Annotated in this window: 13 protein-coding genes; 7 read left to right on the top strand and 6 right to left on the bottom strand. The window is 45.3% G+C overall.

The features are described 5' to 3' along the window. Window positions 1-8 precede the first annotated feature (8 nt). From HGH91_RS20965 to HGH91_RS20940, 6 genes are read left to right on the top strand one after another with little or no spacing between them, the layout of a single operon-like run. Window positions 9-1,391 carry a sugar porter family MFS transporter gene (locus HGH91_RS20965; RefSeq protein WP_168740765.1) on the top strand — a complete coding sequence of 461 codons (1,383 nt, stop codon included), beginning with the start codon at window positions 9-11 and terminating at the stop codon, window positions 1,389-1,391. A 7-nt stretch (window positions 1,392-1,398) separates the two neighbouring features. After that, on the top strand, window positions 1,399-2,577 hold the full coding sequence (locus HGH91_RS20960; protein ID WP_168740764.1) for a M24 family metallopeptidase: 1,179 nt from the start codon (window positions 1,399-1,401) through the stop codon (window positions 2,575-2,577). Window positions 2,578-2,588: 11 nt separating this feature from the next. Then, complete coding sequence (locus tag HGH91_RS20955; protein WP_168740763.1) at window positions 2,589-3,377, top strand: SDR family NAD(P)-dependent oxidoreductase; 789 nt, start codon at window positions 2,589-2,591, stop codon at window positions 3,375-3,377. Window positions 3,378-3,388: 11 nt separating this feature from the next. Further along, on the top strand, window positions 3,389-3,817 hold the full coding sequence (locus HGH91_RS20950; protein WP_168740762.1) for a cupin domain-containing protein: 429 nt from the start codon (window positions 3,389-3,391) through the stop codon (window positions 3,815-3,817). 11 nt (window positions 3,818-3,828) lie between these two features. Next, entirely contained in the window at window positions 3,829-4,494 is a 666-nt protein-coding gene (locus tag HGH91_RS20945; RefSeq protein WP_168740761.1) for an RraA family protein, read from the top strand. Window positions 4,495-4,515: 21 nt separating this feature from the next. Further along, a complete protein-coding gene (locus HGH91_RS20940) occupies window positions 4,516-5,571 on the top strand; it encodes a mannonate dehydratase (RefSeq protein WP_168740760.1) in 1,056 nt (351 codons plus the stop codon). A gap of 95 nt (window positions 5,572-5,666) precedes the next feature. Here the strand turns inward: HGH91_RS20940 and HGH91_RS20935 are convergent, their stop codons facing one another. The 6 genes from HGH91_RS20935 to HGH91_RS20910 form a co-directional block, all read right to left on the bottom strand. After that, a complete protein-coding gene (locus tag HGH91_RS20935) occupies window positions 5,667-6,596 on the bottom strand; it encodes a DUF5007 domain-containing protein (RefSeq protein ID WP_168740759.1) in 930 nt (309 codons plus the stop codon). Between the two features lie 16 nt (window positions 6,597-6,612). Next, window positions 6,613-7,284, bottom strand: a complete 672-nt coding sequence (locus HGH91_RS20930) for a fasciclin domain-containing protein (protein WP_168740758.1) — start codon at window positions 7,282-7,284, stop codon at window positions 6,613-6,615. 8 nt (window positions 7,285-7,292) lie between these two features. Continuing rightward, window positions 7,293-8,756 carry a RagB/SusD family nutrient uptake outer membrane protein gene (locus HGH91_RS20925; protein WP_168740757.1) on the bottom strand — a complete coding sequence of 488 codons (1,464 nt, stop codon included), beginning with the start codon at window positions 8,754-8,756 and terminating at the stop codon, window positions 7,293-7,295. Between the two features lie 4 nt (window positions 8,757-8,760). Beyond that, window positions 8,761-12,294 (bottom strand): SusC/RagA family TonB-linked outer membrane protein, encoded by a 3,534-nt coding sequence (locus HGH91_RS20920; protein ID WP_168740756.1) that lies wholly within the window; start codon window positions 12,292-12,294, stop codon window positions 8,761-8,763. A 52-nt stretch (window positions 12,295-12,346) separates the two neighbouring features. Then, a complete protein-coding gene (locus tag HGH91_RS20915; RefSeq protein WP_168740755.1) occupies window positions 12,347-13,540 on the bottom strand; it encodes a FecR family protein in 1,194 nt (397 codons plus the stop codon). Window positions 13,541-13,617: 77 nt separating this feature from the next. After that, a complete protein-coding gene (locus HGH91_RS20910) occupies window positions 13,618-14,202 on the bottom strand; it encodes a sigma-70 family RNA polymerase sigma factor (protein ID WP_168740754.1) in 585 nt (194 codons plus the stop codon). A 276-nt stretch (window positions 14,203-14,478) separates the two neighbouring features. On the opposite strand from HGH91_RS20910, the gene HGH91_RS20905 reads away from it, so the two are divergent. Beyond that, the gene (locus HGH91_RS20905; protein WP_168740753.1) at window positions 14,479-17,292 is read left to right on the top strand and encodes an outer membrane beta-barrel family protein; all 2,814 of its coding nucleotides are present in this window, start codon (window positions 14,479-14,481) and stop codon (window positions 17,290-17,292) included. Window positions 17,293-17,331: the final 39 nt, after the last annotated feature.

Here is a 17,331-nt window from a genome sequence, read left to right as displayed (position 1 = left end):
GCGGCTATATGAAATTGCATGGAAATGCTTACGTGATATTAATTTGCTTTACGGCCGGTTTCGGCGGCTTTTTATTTGGCTTCGATACGGCGGTAATATCAGGAGCTATAAATTTTCTAAGGGTACAGTTTCATTTATCTCCCGCCATGGAAGGCTGGCTCATGAGCTCTGCATTGCTGGGCTGTGTAATCGGGGCCGCCATTGCCGGTTATTTATCCGATAAATATGGCCGTAGAAAAATACTATTGTTATCTGCCATTTTATTTATAGTATCAGCCATTGGGTGTGCCATCGCGCAAACGCCGTCCATTCTTGTTGGAGCGCGGATTATCGGGGGCGTAGGCGTTGGTTTTGCGGCAATGGTTGCTCCCATGTTTATCTCCGAATTATCGCCTGCTGCCCTAAGGGGCAGGCTGGTTTCATTTTATCAACTGGCCATCACGCTGGGTATTTTATGTTCTTATCTCTCCAACGCTTTTCTTTTGCAATATGCTGATCATCACATAACGGGTAACTCAACAGGCCTCCTGCATTATTACCTGGTCGCTGAAGTATGGCGTGGTATGCTTGGCTCCAATATGATCCCGGCATTATTCTTTTTTATCTTCCTGCTTTTTGTACCGGAAAGCCCGAGATGGCTGGTGAAGGAAGGCCATATAGCGGAAGCAGAAAGGGTGCTTGAACGCGTTAATGGCAAAGAAATGGCAGTATCTGAATTAAGCGCCATTGAAATGAGTATTTCTGAAGAGTCGGGAAGCTTCAGACAATTGCTTGCCCCGGGGATCCGCCTGGCCCTGATCATTGGAATATCCCTGCCTTTTTTAAGCCAACTCTCCGGAATTACTACAGTAATGTATTACGCTCCTGCAATTTTTGAACAGGCGGGGGGACAAGCAGGATCAGCTATGGGGAGCGCTACTGTTATAGGTTTCTTTAATATGATATTTACGTTTGTGGCCATCTGGAAAATTGATAAATGGGGAAGAAAGCCGGTATTGATCTGGGGGTTTGCCGGTCTTGGCCTTGCATTGTTCCTTATCGGCATCGCGTTCATAAAAGGAAATACTACCGGCAACTTTTTACTGGGTTCATTTATCTACTATATAGCCGTATTTGCCTCCACACTGGGGCCTGGCGTATGGGTGGTGATCTCTGAAATTTACCCTACAAAAATAAGAGGGAGGGCTATGTCGGTAGCAACACTTTCTTTATTCCTGGGTTCTACATTTGTAACACAGACGTATCCCATTTTGCGTGAAACGATTGGAATAGGATATGTTTTTTTATTATATGCATTCGTGATGTTGCCAGCTGCTTATTTTGTCCGGAAGCTTGTACCCGAAACAAAGGGCAAATCACTGGAGGCAATTGAACATTTCTGGAAAAAGTAAATAGGCTATGAATTTACAGCGGGAGCAAATGCTTAAAAATATTATCCGGCAACATAACCTGGGCGCACTGGTTTTCTGGCGGCCGGATGAGCTGGTGATCACTTGTGGCTATTTTCCTTTATGGGGGCTGTCGTTTTTGGTTTACACGGAAGATGAGGCACCGGTACTATTCGTACCTGAGCTGGAGCCGGATGATATTTTGCCAAAGGACATTAAGGTGGAAAAATATCCCTGGGGGCTAATGGACTGTGCAGATCCCTGGGGGATTTTAGTCAATAGGATAAAAACAATGCTGGCCAAAAAAAATGTTCAGCATCTTCCGGTTTCATTTATTAAAAGTATTGGAGGAACAGCGCCTTGTATGATGTCGGGGGAGCAGCCTCCTTTGCCTGCTGATCTGATCGACAGGCTTTCTGCCTTGACGGAAAGTGGGTTTAAAGATGCCACACAGGACCTTCTTCATCTGTACGCCTACAAAACGGAAGCAGACGTGCAATGTCTCCGTTGTACACATAAAGTAGCCGCCATTGCAGTCGAAACGTTTTATGAAAATTTAAGGCCTGGTATTTCCGAAGCAGCATTGGCCGGTTTGATTGAATACGCAGTGCAGTGCATGACCGGCAGCGAAGAGATATATTTTTCAAAAGCATGGCCAATGATTTTATCGGGCAGAAATGCGATCGCAGGCGGAAAGTATAACAGGTCGACCGGGAAAAAATTGCAGGCGGGTGAAATGGTCATGCTGGAAATGGCCATTTGCGTAAACGGCTATTGGGCCGATATTACACGTACCGGTCAAACAAGCGAAGTACCTGAACAACAAAACAGGATTTTCAATACAGTACTGGAGGCGCAACAGAAAGCCATCGCTATGATGAAACCTGGCGCATTGATGGCAGATATTGATGCTGCTGCACGGCAACATATCGAAGATGCCGGATTGGGCCCCTATTTTAATCATGCATTGGGTCATCATGTGGGTTTCAGGTACCACGATATTGGGCCGTCGCTTTCGCCGGGATCAGCAGGAGTGCTGAAAGAGGGGATGCTGTTAACTGTTGAGCCCGGGATTTATGGTGAAGAAATCGGCTGTGGAGTCAGGATTGAAGACAATATATTGATTACGAAAGATGGATTTGAAATACTATCCGACTATCCCAGGTTGTTGACCATTAAAGAAGTCTAAATCGACATGCTATGAAAAATTCTATCGATCTGAAAAATAAAAACGTATTGGTTACCGGTGGAGGCCAGGGGATTGGGGCAGCTATATGCCGGGCAATGGCTTCCTGCGGCGCTAATGTAGTTGTTAATTATCTTGATAATAAACAAAGTGCGGAAATATTGGCGGCTGATCTTCAACGGGAATACGGTGTTAAGGTACTGATATTTCAGGCAGATATCGCTGACCAGAAGGCGGTTATACAAATGTTTGAATTCATGGATAACAGCCTCGGCTCAATAGACATATTGGTAAATAATGCCGGTTGCGAAACCATCGGGCATGCCATTAACCTGAGCTTAGAAGAGTGGGATCTAATCTTTAATGTAAACCTGAAAGGCGCTTTTATTTGCGCCCAGGAGGCAGGAAAAAGAATGGTGAAACAGAATAGTGGCGTCATCATTAATATTTCCTCTATTCATGATAAGGTGCCCAGGAAAGGATTAGTGCATTATTGTGCTTCTAAAGCAGGGATGAATATGATGACCAAATGCCTGGCATTGGAGCTTGCCGAAAACAATATCCGTGTAATGACGGTCTCTCCCGGCGCCATTGAAACAGAAATGAATAGGTCGGAAATTGAAAAATTTGGGAGGGAGAAATTCGATAAATGGATTCCGTCGGGAAGGCTCGGTGTTGTTGATGATGTGGCCTGGACCTGTGCGTTCCTTGCCAGCGATATGGCAGCATACCTCACAGCAACGGAAATATATATCGATGGCGCCTATAAAGAAAGTACCATTCCTTATGATCCACGCTCTTAACTATAAAACAGATGAATCCATCATTAATAGAGATTTATACGCATCCGGGGGAAGGCTATAACCCATTCTTTATAAAAGATAGCTGGCAGGTGGCGCAATTGAACTACATGCCTGACCAGGATATTTTTGGTATTGAAAAAATGGATAAACACGAGCAAACGGATGAAGTGTTTATTCTGCTGAGAGGTACAGCAGTGCTTATTGCCGCGGAGGAACAGATAACGGGTTTCGTATTTCAGTGCATTGATATGAAGCCAGGCATTACCTACAATATCCCTGTAAATATGTGGCATAACATCGCAATGAAGCAAGATGCGGAGGTGATTATCGTAGAAAAGAGCAATACCCATCTTGGCGATTTTGTATATAAGCCATTATCTCAGCAGGAAAAATCTGAATTGAACAAGCAAATACAGGATACTTTAAATCAAAGCATATAAAAAATATTTTCATGAAATCCTGGGCGAACGATATCGAGCTTTTTGATCTTTTTAGAAAAGAACTATACACCCCGGTTGTGGGAGATATATTGGATGGATTTGGGTGCTACCACCAGTTCCTTCCTTATCCTATCCAGCCTATGCATACATCTGATGTTATTGTGGGGAGAGCTATGCCGGTATTAATGATAGATGTGTATGGGCCGCAGAAAAAACCGTTTGGCCTGTTAACAGAGGCACTAGACCAATTGCAGCAGGGTGAAGTGTATATAGCCAGCGGTGGAGAAATGCGCTGTGCATATTGGGGGGAGTTGCTTACGGCAACGGCGCGGGTAAGAGGAGCAGCTGGTGCGGTAATCAATGGATTTCACCGGGATACCCACCAGGTAGTTGCACAAAATTGGCCAGTATTCAGCAGGGGTAGGTATGGTCAGGATTCTTCGGTGCGTACGCAGGTGGCCGACTTCCGTTGCGACATACAGGTGGGTGATGTTTGGATAGAACCGGGAGACCTGGTATTCGGTGATTTGGATGGGGTTTTAGTGATTCCCAAAAAGTATGAGGAGGAAGTGATCATTAAAGCGCTTGAAAAAGCCAGGGGAGAAAAAGTAGTTCGTAAGGAAATTGAAAATGGTATGAGTAGTACGGATGCGTTTAAGAAATATGGCATTCTTTAAAAAAGGTAAAATTTAATATAGATGAAATTAGGTTTGGGGCTTTACCGTCACATGCTCAACAGGCAGCATTATGATTTTGCAAGGCAATGTGGTTGTACGCATCTGGTAGTGCACCTGGTCGATTATTTCAACCAGGGGAACCAGGAAAATAAAAATGATCAACCCATCGGCGATGGCTCCGGGTGGGGATTTGCAGGCGACCCGGGAAAAATATGGACGGTGGAGGAACTGGTGCAATTGAAGAGGGAAATTAATGAGGCCGGTTTAGAACTGGAGGCCATTGAAAATTTTGACCCGGCTCACTGGCACGATATATTACTGGACGGTCCCCAAAAAGAAGCGCAGATTGAAAAGCTGAAACAGATCATCCGCAATGTTGGCGAAGCAGGGATTCCAGTCTTTGGATACAATTTTAGTCTCGCCGGCGTAAGCAGTCGTATTACCGGCAATTTTGCCCGTGGCGGGGCGCGCTCCGTTGGTATGGATGGTGTAGACCAAAGACCTATCGCGAATGGTATGGTTTGGAATATGGTGTATGACAGAAATGCGCCGGCGGGATTTATTCCTGAAATTACGCACGAGCAGTTGTGGGAAAGGCTTACATGGTTTTTAAATGAATTAGTTCCTGTTGCAGAACAAGCCGGGGTAAAGCTCGCAGCGCATCCCGATGATCCGCCAATGCCGTTTATAAGAAAGACCCCCCGGTTGGTGTATCAACCTCAATTGTACCGGAAATTACTGGATATTAAACCCAGCAGGAGCAATATGCTGGAGTTTTGTCTTGGCTCTATAGCAGAAATGACCGAAGGAGATGTTTATGAGGCTACGGAGCAATACGCATCAGATATTGCTTATGTACATTTCAGGAATGTAAAAGGCAAAGTTCCCCATTATAAAGAGGTGTTTGTAGATGAAGGGGACATTGATTTGATACGGATTTTGAGAATATTGAAAGAGAAGAAATTTGACGGGGTATTTATCCCGGACCATACTCCTCAAATGAGCTGTGATGCCCCGTGGTATGCAGGTATGGCTTATACATTGGGTTATATGAAGGCAGCGATGAGTTTGATTTAGATATTAACTAGTCGTAAAATATACAAAGGAGGGCGTTTCATTTATGAAACGCCCTCCCTTTTTTCCTGAAACGTTTTATATAGCCAATCTTATGGCTAATTATATTTCAGTTGGATGGTAATTTTCCAGATACCCTCTTTGAGAATCGACATGTCGAACCAATAGTTGAAGTAGCCTCCATTAATATCCCCGTTATTATACATATCAATTCGCAGCACCTGCCCGGAAACAAACGGTAGTGGGAAGCCGGCTATCTCCAGTTCCAGGTGGTCAGGAAATTCGGTATACTTGGTCGGGTTGTTCAGCCCGAGATTGTGCCAGTCTTTCAGATCGGTCACACCGGGTGTATTGGAATAATCATATCCGAACAGTGTTTTCGGATCTACCGGTGATCCATCTTTTTTCAGTACGTATACCAGGATCTTGTTACCGGTATTTTCCTGCCTGTCGAAGGTTACGTCAATACCCGTTATATTGCCGTCCAAACCTGAAAGTCTGTAGGTATAAGGTAGTGCATAACTTACGTCAATAGTCAATGCTCCCTTTAGCACCCGTTCGCCTCCACTGTTTTTTACTCTTACATCAATGATATATTTACCCTTGGTAAATAAGGTGGTGTCAGTAGCTTCCGGGTAAATCACTATATTCCCGTTATCAGGATTGATATCAACCGCCGGGCGATTTACTTTTGTGCGTTTTTTGTTAAGTTCCTCTACTGTTTTTTCTTTTCCGGTATATTCTGCCTTCCAGAAATAAGTATCTACCTTATAATTCATCAGCTTATCGGCGATTTTTCCATCTTCATAATGTATGGCGTCGATGGTAAATACCAATGGTTTTGTGGATTCATCGGTTACCATTGCACCGGATTGGATCAGAGAAGCCCCCACTGCTATCTTAATAGATGGATTGGTATATTTGAGCGCCGGGCTTAAAAAGCCGTCGGTGCTGTCTTTCTTACACGAAAACATAAACAGCGTCAGGGACAGCCATGACATCCATTTTATGGTCAATGTTTTTTTCATGGTAAAATGATTTAGACTATCTGTTATATTTTTGTTTCAACCCTGCTGCAAAACTGGAGCCATTGGTTAATACGTGCACAATAGCGTTGGCAGTAACCAGGTTATGTGTCTGAATGCTGGCGGAATACATTACGGTATCCACTCCCGGTATTTTTAAATGTGTATATACCATTCTATAGGCAGATGTTTGCAATGAGCTGCTTGCGCTGGTACCACCGTCTACGCCACTAAGTAACAGGGAATCGCCATTGGCAGCGGGGTAGTACCGTTGCTTATTCTTCACCGCTGTTTCCAGATCTACTTTGGCATTGGGCACTATAAAGCGACTAAGCAGGGCTGTCAGCGTATCTTTTCCTATGTCGGACAGCGGCTTCGGTGTTTGTCGGTCATCCGGGTTATAATTCATCTGGAGCCGCAGTACCGCATTATTCGGGGCTGCAAAGAAAGTGATGTTAGCGGCATTGACAGCGGCTTGGGTGTTTGTTAGGTCAATGATCTTTACCAGGGAGTCGAACATATGATTGGGCCTGCTCTTCAGGAAATCATATACCGTCATCCTTTTTTCCTCTTCTGATTGTTTAGACAGGCCGCCGTCCATGTAGTAATCGTTTTTCCTGCAGGCTGAAAATATCAGCATACCAACTGCTGCGAGGAGCGCTGTATTCTTCAGTGAAATATTCTTACGCATACAATAAATTATTTCCAGTATTCATTCTGGGTGATCAAGAAATTGCTTTTCGCGATAATAGCCTGGTCTATTGGAAGTAACCATGCTCCTTTTTCATACCAATCGGCCTGGGTAATTTTTGAATCTTTGTCCAGTTTCCTGGTTCTTACCAGGTCAAAGAAGTATTGTCCTTCCCCGATCAGTTCTTTTCTACGCTCAAGTAAAATGGTGTCCTGTATATTTCCGCCACCGGTATATGGAGTGGCAAATGCACGTGCTCTTACTTTGTTTAGTAATACAGCTGCTTCTCCGGCTCTGCCTACGGAAGTACTGGCCAATGCTTCTGCTCTTAGCAGCATGATATCTGCAAGACGGGTGATAATGATGTTTGATTCATTGATATTCTGGGAAGAGGTATCTCCTTTCAGCTGGAGTGTTTTGTATTTCCCAAAGTAGATACGATCGTCATATACGCCCTTCAGATAGGTGGTGCGGTCAAACCAGGTAAACAAACGGGCATCTACGGCACTTGGCGGAAACATATTGTTCAGCTGTTGCCGGGTAGGACACATTAAGAACTTTTCTGTACCGCCGCCACCGTCTGACTGGTCTTTATACCAGGGCCGGCCCAGTGTTCTGTTATAAACAAGGTTCTTCTGTACTTCTCTTAAGTTGGCATCAAAATTAAGTTCAAAAATGCCTTCATTGGATTTTCCTACAAAGATGCTGATAAGGTTTAAAGTATCTGTAACAAGACTATAGGGTCCACGGGTAATCACGCTGTCGCACAATTTTTCGCATCCGGCGTAATCCTGTAGCCATCCTAACACATGCGCTTTGATAGCCCATGCCGCCCCTTTGGTGGCTCTTACCGCTTTGTCGCCATCACCGTAATCTGTTTGCAAATCTGCAATCGCTACGTCCAGGTCGGCTTTAATCTGGTTAAAAACATCTGCCTGTGGTGTCCTTGACAGGTTATCAATATTTACGCTCTTCAAATTCATCGGTACATCACCCCAGAAACGCACCAGGTAAAAATAGGTAAGCGCCCTGATAAAGCTGGCTTCCCCGATATGCCGTTTTTTGAGCGTTTCATCATAATTAGGAATAGATGGAATTTTTTCGAGTACCAGGTTACACTGGGCGATAACCGTATAAAACTGGTTCCAGTTGCCACCTCCGTTTCTGATCAATGCTGGCGCCGTATTGGTAGCAATAGGGGTTTCAGGACGAACATTGGAGCTCTGGGAGTAGCTGGAAAACACGTCTGCCCGGACATCTCCCATCAGGAACACTTTATCCGGCACTACTGCCCGCAGGTACGAGTATGCAGCGGCCACCCCTTTTTCTATGTCGGCAGATGTGGAGAAGGCATTATCAGCAGTTGGCAGCTCAATAATTTCAGGATCCAGTATTTTTTTACAGGAAAATAATAATGTACTGCATACCAGCAGGAGGCACATTTTGCTTTTCCAATCAGTTATTATCTTCATAATCTTAGAATTCAAAGTTAAAGCCGCAGTTAAATTTATAGGGGATGGGATACCCATTACCCAGGTCATAACCGTAAGAGTCCACGTTTTCGGGATCTACACCAGTGTATTTGGTAAGGATAAACACATTACTCATACCTGCATACACCCTGAGTTTCCTGATGTGGTAACGGTTAAGTCCAGCCGGTGAAAAATCGTAACTCAGGTTCACGTTGTTTAACCTGATAAAGCTGCCATTTTCCAGGAAGAGATCTGTATTGGTTTCATAGTTACCAATAAAATCATAGCTGGAAGTGCCGTAATATCTCCATGGATTAAGCACAGGGTATTTGGCGTTGGTATGTGTTGGCGTCCAGAAATCCAGGTCAGATACATCCAGGAGGTTTCTTTGTCCGCCGGGATAGTTCACATTTTCGCTGGCCGTCCAGCTTACACCTTTGATACGGTCTGCCAGCACTTTATTCATCACCTTATTTCCAATGGAGTAGTTAAAGAACAGGTCCAATTGTAGTGTAGCGTTGTTTTTAAACCGGTAGCTAAAGGAATGGGAAATACTTCCGGTAAATTTAGGATTAGGATCACCGCAATACACCCTGTCGGTATTGTCGATTACGCCAATGCGGCCATCGCCGTTTACATCCAGCAGCATAATATCGCCAGCCCTGTATGGATCCTGGGACGTGAACCCACTGGTATTGGGGTAAAGTCGTTTACCGGTGTATTTATTTACCGGAACAGATTCATCTGTCGGGTATACGCCGAGATACTTCATCAGGTAAAAGCCGTTGAGCGGACGACCAATCTGCAGGTAAGGCTGTCCTACTGCATAACCGCTCCTGGAAACGCTTCTGCCAAAATCGGGCAGCTTGGTCAGTTCATTACGGTTGATGGCGCCGATGAATGTAACGGAGTACTGAAAGTTTTTACCTGGCTTTGTGATATAACCGGTAATGGCGGCTTCGTAGCCATGATTGCGTACGGCGCCGCTGTTAATATAACGGGAAGTATATCCGCTGGTGCCATTCAGTGCATCCGGAAACAGGAAACCATCTGTATTTTTATTGTAGTAGTCAAGCGCCATGGTCAGGCGGCTGTTAAAAAATTCGAGGTCCAGCCCTACGCCCTGGTCTTTTGTGGTTTGCCAGGTGAGGTTGGGTAATGCCATACCGTTACCGCCGGCATAATTGGGGGCCAACAGTGGTACTCCGTTATAGGTGGCATTGTCGCCACTCTTGGTTTGATAAGCGCCCACGGCGAGATAGTTGTCTTCGTATTGGGTACCCGATTTACCGGTGCTCGCCCGGATCTTTCCGAAGTTCAGCCAGCGGCCTATGTTGTTACGGATAAACTTCTCTTCGGTGAATACCCATCCGGCAGACATCGACGGGAAATAACCCCATTGATTGTCTTTACCAAATTTAGAAGATCCATCTGCACGTATTACGCCCTGGAGCAGGTATTTTTTATTGAAGTTATACGACAACCTTGAGTAGTAGGATAACAGACCATACTTGATATTATGTGTTTCCAGTTGCAGGTTGGCCTGTGGGTATCCCAGGATCACCTGTTGTGCATCACTGGGACCGCCATATGCACCGCCGAATATGCTGTTATTTTCGCTGGTGTTGATGGTATTACCTACTACCAGGTCGAAAGAGTGCTTCGATGCAAACGTGTGGTATAAACGAAGGAAGGTTTCACTCAGGAGGTTTACCTTTTCCTGTGAGTAATAGGAAGCCGCCGCTTTCTGATCTGTTCTGGTGGCTGATGGTTCGAAACTACGGGTACGATAAAACTCATAGTTACCGGATGCCCTGGAAGTAAGGTTCAGAAATGGAGTAAGATCGTAGCTGAGTTCCAGTTGGGCCAACGCTCTCCTGGTCAGATCGATATTTACACCTTTGCTATAGGATGCGAGGAAAGCATCATAGAAGCCGCTGGCGGGTCCGGGACGGAAAGAGGAGGAAAAATTATTACCTACCACTGCGGCATTATAGGTGTCGCCCCTTTTCTTGCTGGCATCGGTCTGGCTTAAATTTGCCCGGCCGGTGATGGTGAGCTTGGAAGTAGGTTTAAAAACACCGTTATAGGTGAGTGAAAACCTGGTAAATCCGGAACCAAGTACGATGCCCTTTTCATTATAGTAATCAACTCCCAGGCGGTAGCTGGCGTTTTCCGTGGCGCCGCTGATACCCAGGTTAATATTTTTCAGGTCTGCATCGCGGAAGTACAGTTTTTGCCAGTCGGTAGAATTGTTGTAAAAACTATTTAAACTGTCGCTCAGTTCAATAGGCATATCTGTATAACCGCCGCCTACTTTAGAGGACTTGTACTGATTATACAGATCTATTTTAAAATCACGCTCAGCTTTACCGCCAAGTGTTTTACGTAATGATGGGTAATAACTCAATCCATATTGTGTATTTAAAGTAACAATTGGTTTTCCTATTTTACCTCGTTTGGTATTAATGATGATAACGCCGTTGGCGCCTCTTGAACCATAGATGGCAGTCGCAGAGGCATCTTTTAATACATCCACCGATTCCAGGTCGAAAGGGCTAAACCCTGCCAGTACACTGGTAATAGCCTGGCGTGGATCAGAAGGATTGAATACATCCTGTTCCAGTGGTACGCCATCAATAATAAACAGGGGAGTGCTGACCACGTTCGAGTTGGCAGAGTTGGAAAACGAGGCAAGGCCCCTGATCTGTACCATACTGCGGGCGCCCGGCATACCGGAATTATTCTGTACTACCAATCCTGGTGCAAGGCCCTGGAGAAGGCCTTCAATAGAAGCGCTGGGCTTGTTCTGCAGTTGTGAGGCCTTGATAGATGATATAGCCGCGGTAGTTTCCCTTCTTTTCTGCGTACCATAACCCACGGTTACATTTACTTCCTGTAGCTGGGAAGCGGAGGGTTGCAGCGTTATCAGCAGGTTCTGCGGGGAGTTTCTGACCAGCTGGTTTTTAAGTTCCCTGGCAGCCACTGTTAATACGCCATTATTTAAATGAAGCATCAGGGAGTTGAAGCCGATGGAAGTGATTACAATGTTGGCATCTTCAGGCACTCCTGAAAGGGTGAACCTTCCGTTTTCATCTGCCGTGGCACCCTGGCGGGATCCTTGCACAACGATGGTAGCGCCAATAATAGGCTGATTATCCGGACTGATAATTCTTCCGGACAATGTAACAGCAGTTGCTTTTCCTGATGCTAGTACTGTTACGATTTTGTCGTTAATTTCATAGGTGAACGGCTGCCCTTTGAATACCTGTGGTAGGGCACTTTCCACCGGCTCGTTTTTCAGGTTTACGGTCACCGGGAGCGCGCTTTTTGCATAACGGGCATCAAAAATAAAGGAGTACCCCGTCTGGGTCCTGATGGCCTCGAGCACCTGTTCCAGTCTTGCTTCGTTTACACGTAGCGTTACCTGTTGTGAGAAGCCAATTGCAGACGTTGCCAGATAATGGAAGATCGTAAGCGTTATGCAGCAGACATAGCGCTTCCAATGGCCCAGGCGAGGGCCACGCTGAATGTTCATAAGTGTAATTTTTACAAGTGAGAAATGATCATTGGTTGATAAAATCCGAAGGCTATTGCTCTACAGATAGCCGGCTGTTACTTACTTTCAGTTTTATATTGGTTGTTTTCTCGATTACTTTCAAAAGCTGTGGCAATGGCGTGCTGCGAGGTATTTGCCCATATAGTTTCGCTGGCGGAAGCGACGAAAAATCTACTTCAATATCATACCAGCGTTGCAGCTGACAGGCTACTTCTTTTAGATCGGTATTGGAAAAATAGAACAGATCGGACCGCCACGCTACATCTTCGCGGGTATCCACGGCTTTTACCAGTAGCTGGTCGTCGTCCAGCATGCCCTGTTCTCCTGGTTTCAAAATGCTGCCGCCGCTTACACCGGGTAATTCCAGTTTTATACGGCCTTCAATCAATGTAGTTTTAATATAAGGCTCATCCGTATATGCCTTTACGTTGAAAGCTGTACCCAATACAGTGATGGTCTGTTTCCCGGCTACTACCTTAAAAGGTTTCCGGTCGTCTTTAGCAATGTCAAAATAGGCTTCTCCCGATAGCTCCACTTTTCGCTCTCCGTCTGTAAACTGGGTGGGATAGTGAAGGGAGGAAGCTGCATTCAGCCAAACCTGGCTGCCATCTGGCAATACAATTTTATACTGCTTTCCCCTCGGTATGGTAAGGGTATTAAAAACAGTTTCGACCTTTCCTGTAGAATTTTCGGCAGACGTCGTATAACTGAGCGTACCTTTTTCATTGTTCACTGCACTGGATCCTTTTTGTTCAAATGTTTCTCCTTTTCTGGCACTATCAAGGGCTATCTGTCGCCCGTCAGCCAATGTCAGCATGATGTCGGTCGCTGGCCGGGCGGCAGGCATTGTCTTCGCTATCTTTTGCTGGGCTGCTTCCCCTTTCATACGCACAAAAAAGCGGTAGGAAAGCAGTGATACCAATAACAACAGGCAGGCAGCAGCCCAAGCGAGTGCCGGCTTCAGCTTAAATATTTGGGGGCTAACAACCGGGCTTTGCACCCTGATTTCTTTATTGACTTGTTGGAGTAAACCTTCCGCTTCCTGCGCGGAAAACATGTCACGGCCCTCAACAGATTGCTCAGCTAACTGTTCAAAGAGGTCTTCATATAATGACTTCGCCTCCGGCGTTACCAAAAACGCAAGTAGCTCTTGCCGCTCTTCATCAGCGATAGTGCCGTTAATGGCTTTTTTTATTAAATCATCTAACCGGTTTGGCAGTGGCATATTTCGACTCCTTAAAAAGTGCTTCTATATATAAAGACAACCAAAGAGGTAAAAAAGGAGATATTGCCGAAAAAAAATTATTTTAAAAAGTGGAGGGTCGCCAAAGTAAAGAGAACAGTTACACGTACTTTAATAAATCGGTGAATGGATTTAAGGGCGAGTTGATTATATTTTTTTACCGAATCGGCGGATAAATTCATGCGGGTAGCAATTTCAAGGTTCTTGTATCCCTGTGATCGCAGCAGGAATACAGTTTTTTGTTGCGCAGGCAGTGCTTCAATAGCTTTGTCGAATATTTCCAGCCGCTTGTCTGCTTGTTCATCTTCCTGCTCCTGCCGCATCAACTCAAACCGGGTATACTGTGCCTGTTTCTTCCTGCCGGCCACTATGCTCTTTAGATGATTAAGCGTATGATTGCGCAGAAGAATAAAAAAATAAGCATTAAAATCTTTGATAGTGGGGAGCTTCTCCCTGTCCTTCCATAGTTTTACAAACAGGTCCTGGAGGATCTCTTCGGTTTGCTCCCGGGACCCGATCATAGCATATACAACCCGACCGGCCTGATTTAAATAACCATGAAAAAGTACAGAAAATGCATGTTGGCAACCACCAGCGACGAGTTCCAGTATTTCACGTTCATTATCAATACGTTTTAACGCCATAATGCATTAAAAATTTGGTTGACAGGTACCACTATAGGTTGGTACAATTGGGAGTAATGATGGCAATATTAAATATACTTGTCAATATTTCCTTATAAAATTTTAGCAAAATTCTATAGTAAGTTAGCAAAAAGCTATTAAACAACCATTTAAGTGAGTGATGTTTGTGATATTTTCGTTCCTCTCCATTCATTAACCTTCCTTAACATTAAAGCAACCCTGGTTAACCTGCTTTGGCGTGCAGCAAAACTACATTCGTACGTATAAAAATGTACTATGAAGAAATGCTACCTGCTGCTCATTGCCTGCTGGTTGTCCTTTGCCGCCTATGCACAAAAAAATGGCTCTATTAAAGGCTCCCTGCTGGATACCGCTGCGCATCATCCGGTAGAATCTGCCACTGTAACACTGCTGAAGGCAAAAGATTCATCGCTCCTAACGTTTACAATGACTAACAACAAAGGAGAATTTCAGCTCAATGGAATACCGCCGGGCGACTACCGGCTATTGTTTACTCATGTGAGCTATCACAATAGCCGCCGGCTTGTTACCGTCCCTGCCGGGAGCCCGGATGTGCAGCTTCCTGCCATTATTATGCATGACCTGAGCAGAACCCTCGATGAGGTGGTGATAGCGGGAGAAGCGCCACCGGTAACCCTTATCGGCGATACCATCCAATACAACGCCGGTTCGTTTAAAACTGTTCCCAATGCCAGCGTGGAGCAGCTGCTTAAGAAAATGCCTGGCATACAGGTGGGTAAAGACGGTACCGTAAAGGCGCAGGGGCAAAAAGTGAACCGCGTGCTGGTGGACGGCAAAGAGTTTTTTGGCAACGATCCAAAGCTAGCTACCAAAAATCTCCCCGCCGATGCGGTAGATAAAGTACAGGTATACGACCGCCTCAGCGATGCGGCACAGCTCACCGGCTTCGATGATGGTAACAGTGAAAAGACCATCAATCTTAAACTGAAGCAGGATAAAAAGAAAGGCATGTTTGGTAAAGCCAGTGCAGGCGCAGGAACCAGCGATCGCTACGAAGGACGTTTCAACTTGAACTCCTTCAAAGGCGCCCGGCAGCTTTCCGTTATCGGAATGGCTAACAACACCAATGCCGAGGGCTTTTCGTTCATGGATATGATGAGCTTCACTGGTGAATTGAACCGTATGCGGCAAAGCGGTAATGCCAGCTTTGCTATAAGTTCGGATGATCCGATGGGCGCCCTCATGGGAATGGGCAACAGTAATGGCTTCAGGGATATCTGGGGCGGCGGTATTAACTATAATAATATCATCGGCAAAAAAGTAGACTTTACCAGCAGCTATTTCTATAATCACTATAATCCTCACCAGGAAAGTAGTTTAGAGCGGCAGTATTTTTTGCCTGACTCTACTTACAGTTATCAGCAGCAGGCCCGCAGCAACAATATCAATAATACCCATCGCGCAAATGTAAGTGCCAACATACAACTGGATTCCTCGCAGTCGCTGAAAATTACCGGTACCATAGGCTACCAGGAAAACGCCAGCAACAGCACATCTAACTATAAAACGCTGACGGGAACGCAGAAAATGGCAAATGAAGGAGTCAGCGATAACCAGTCTTCCGGCAAAGGCAGCAATGTAGCGGCAGATATCTTATACCGGAAAAAATTCAGGCGGCCAGGTAATACATTTTCACTGGGGCTGCAAACCAGTTTCAATAATACGGAAAGCAATGGCAGTTTACTTTCGGCCAATCACTTCTATGTCCACAGCGGCTCACAGCCGGAATATGATTCCATACATCAACGAAACACCGTGTCCGGTAACTTGCGGAGCTACAACGCCCGCGCCGTATATACTGTTCCGTTACTCAAACACTCGCTGCTGGAATTGAGCCTGGGCAACAGCAGCAGCACCAATACAGCCGATAAGGTTACCTACGATTATAACCGGCAAAATGGTAAGTTCGACCAGCTGAATCCTTTACTCAGCAATAATTTTGAAAATACGTATGGTTATAACAACGCCGGGTTCCGGCTACGGACCAAACAAAAGAAATTTAGTATCGCCGCTGGTATCAATTGGCAGCAGGCGGCGCTGGAAGGAAAAATCATTGCCGGTACCAAAGACTCGGTTATCCGCAAAACATTTTATAACCTGCTCCCGTCCATGCGGTTTAAATATGATTTTACCCGCTACCGGAACCTGAGTATCAACTATGCAACGGTCACCAATCAGCCGAACATGTCGCAGCTGCAGCCGGTTCCCGATATCAGCGATCCGCTCAATATCAGGGAAGGAAACCCTTACCTGAAGCAGGAATTCACCCATGCGGTACAGCTGAGTTTTATTTCGGTAGACCCTTTCAGGAACAAAAATATTTTTGCTTTTTTCAACCTGCAGGAAACGCAGCATAAGATCGTAGACTATGATGTAGTAGATAGTTTGGGTATCAAACATAGCCGCCCGGTAAACATCAATGGCGTGTATAATATGACCGGCAGCGTTAACTGGGGCCTGCCGTTGCGGGTATGGTCCGGCAATTTGAATATAAGCAGCAACATGGGCTACAGCAAAACGCAACAGTTTATAAATACCACCGCCAATACTATCCGCACATTTACCTTCGGGCCCGCTGTTCGTGCAGATCTGAACCCTTCCGAAAAGCTGGACCTGTCGCTCAGTGCAGGCATTAATTATTACAAAACAGATTACTCGCTGAAATCTGCCCTGAGCACTGATTATTTCTCGCAGCAATATGAAGGAAGCCTTAACTGGCAGCTACCGGCCAACTTTTATTTCTCCGGTAGTCTCACTTATATTATCAACAGTAAACGGGCCAATGGTTACAACAGAAGTATCCCGCTCTGCAATGCCTCGCTGAGTAAACAATTTCTTCATTTTAACAGGGGTGAGTTAAAGCTGAGTGTATCAGATCTCTTTAATGAAAATGTAGGGATCAGCCGCAGCACTAATCAAAATTATATTGAAGATAGCCGGATTACTAATCTTCAGCGTTTTTTCCTGCTGAGCTTTACGTATAGCTTAAGCAAAAATGGGCTTTCAGCAGGTGGTAGAACGCATATGTTTAATATGAAAACCCTGTAACAAAAAAGCTCCCCCGCCACTGGGCGGGGGAGCTTTTTT

Origin of the sequence: Chitinophaga eiseniae (assembly GCF_012641265.1) — a bacterium.
Taxonomy (GTDB): Bacteria; Bacteroidota; Bacteroidia; order Chitinophagales; family Chitinophagaceae; genus Chitinophaga; species Chitinophaga eiseniae_A.
The sequence above is the reverse complement of the archived record's forward strand: the minus strand, read 5'-3'. Positions and strand labels throughout refer to the sequence as shown.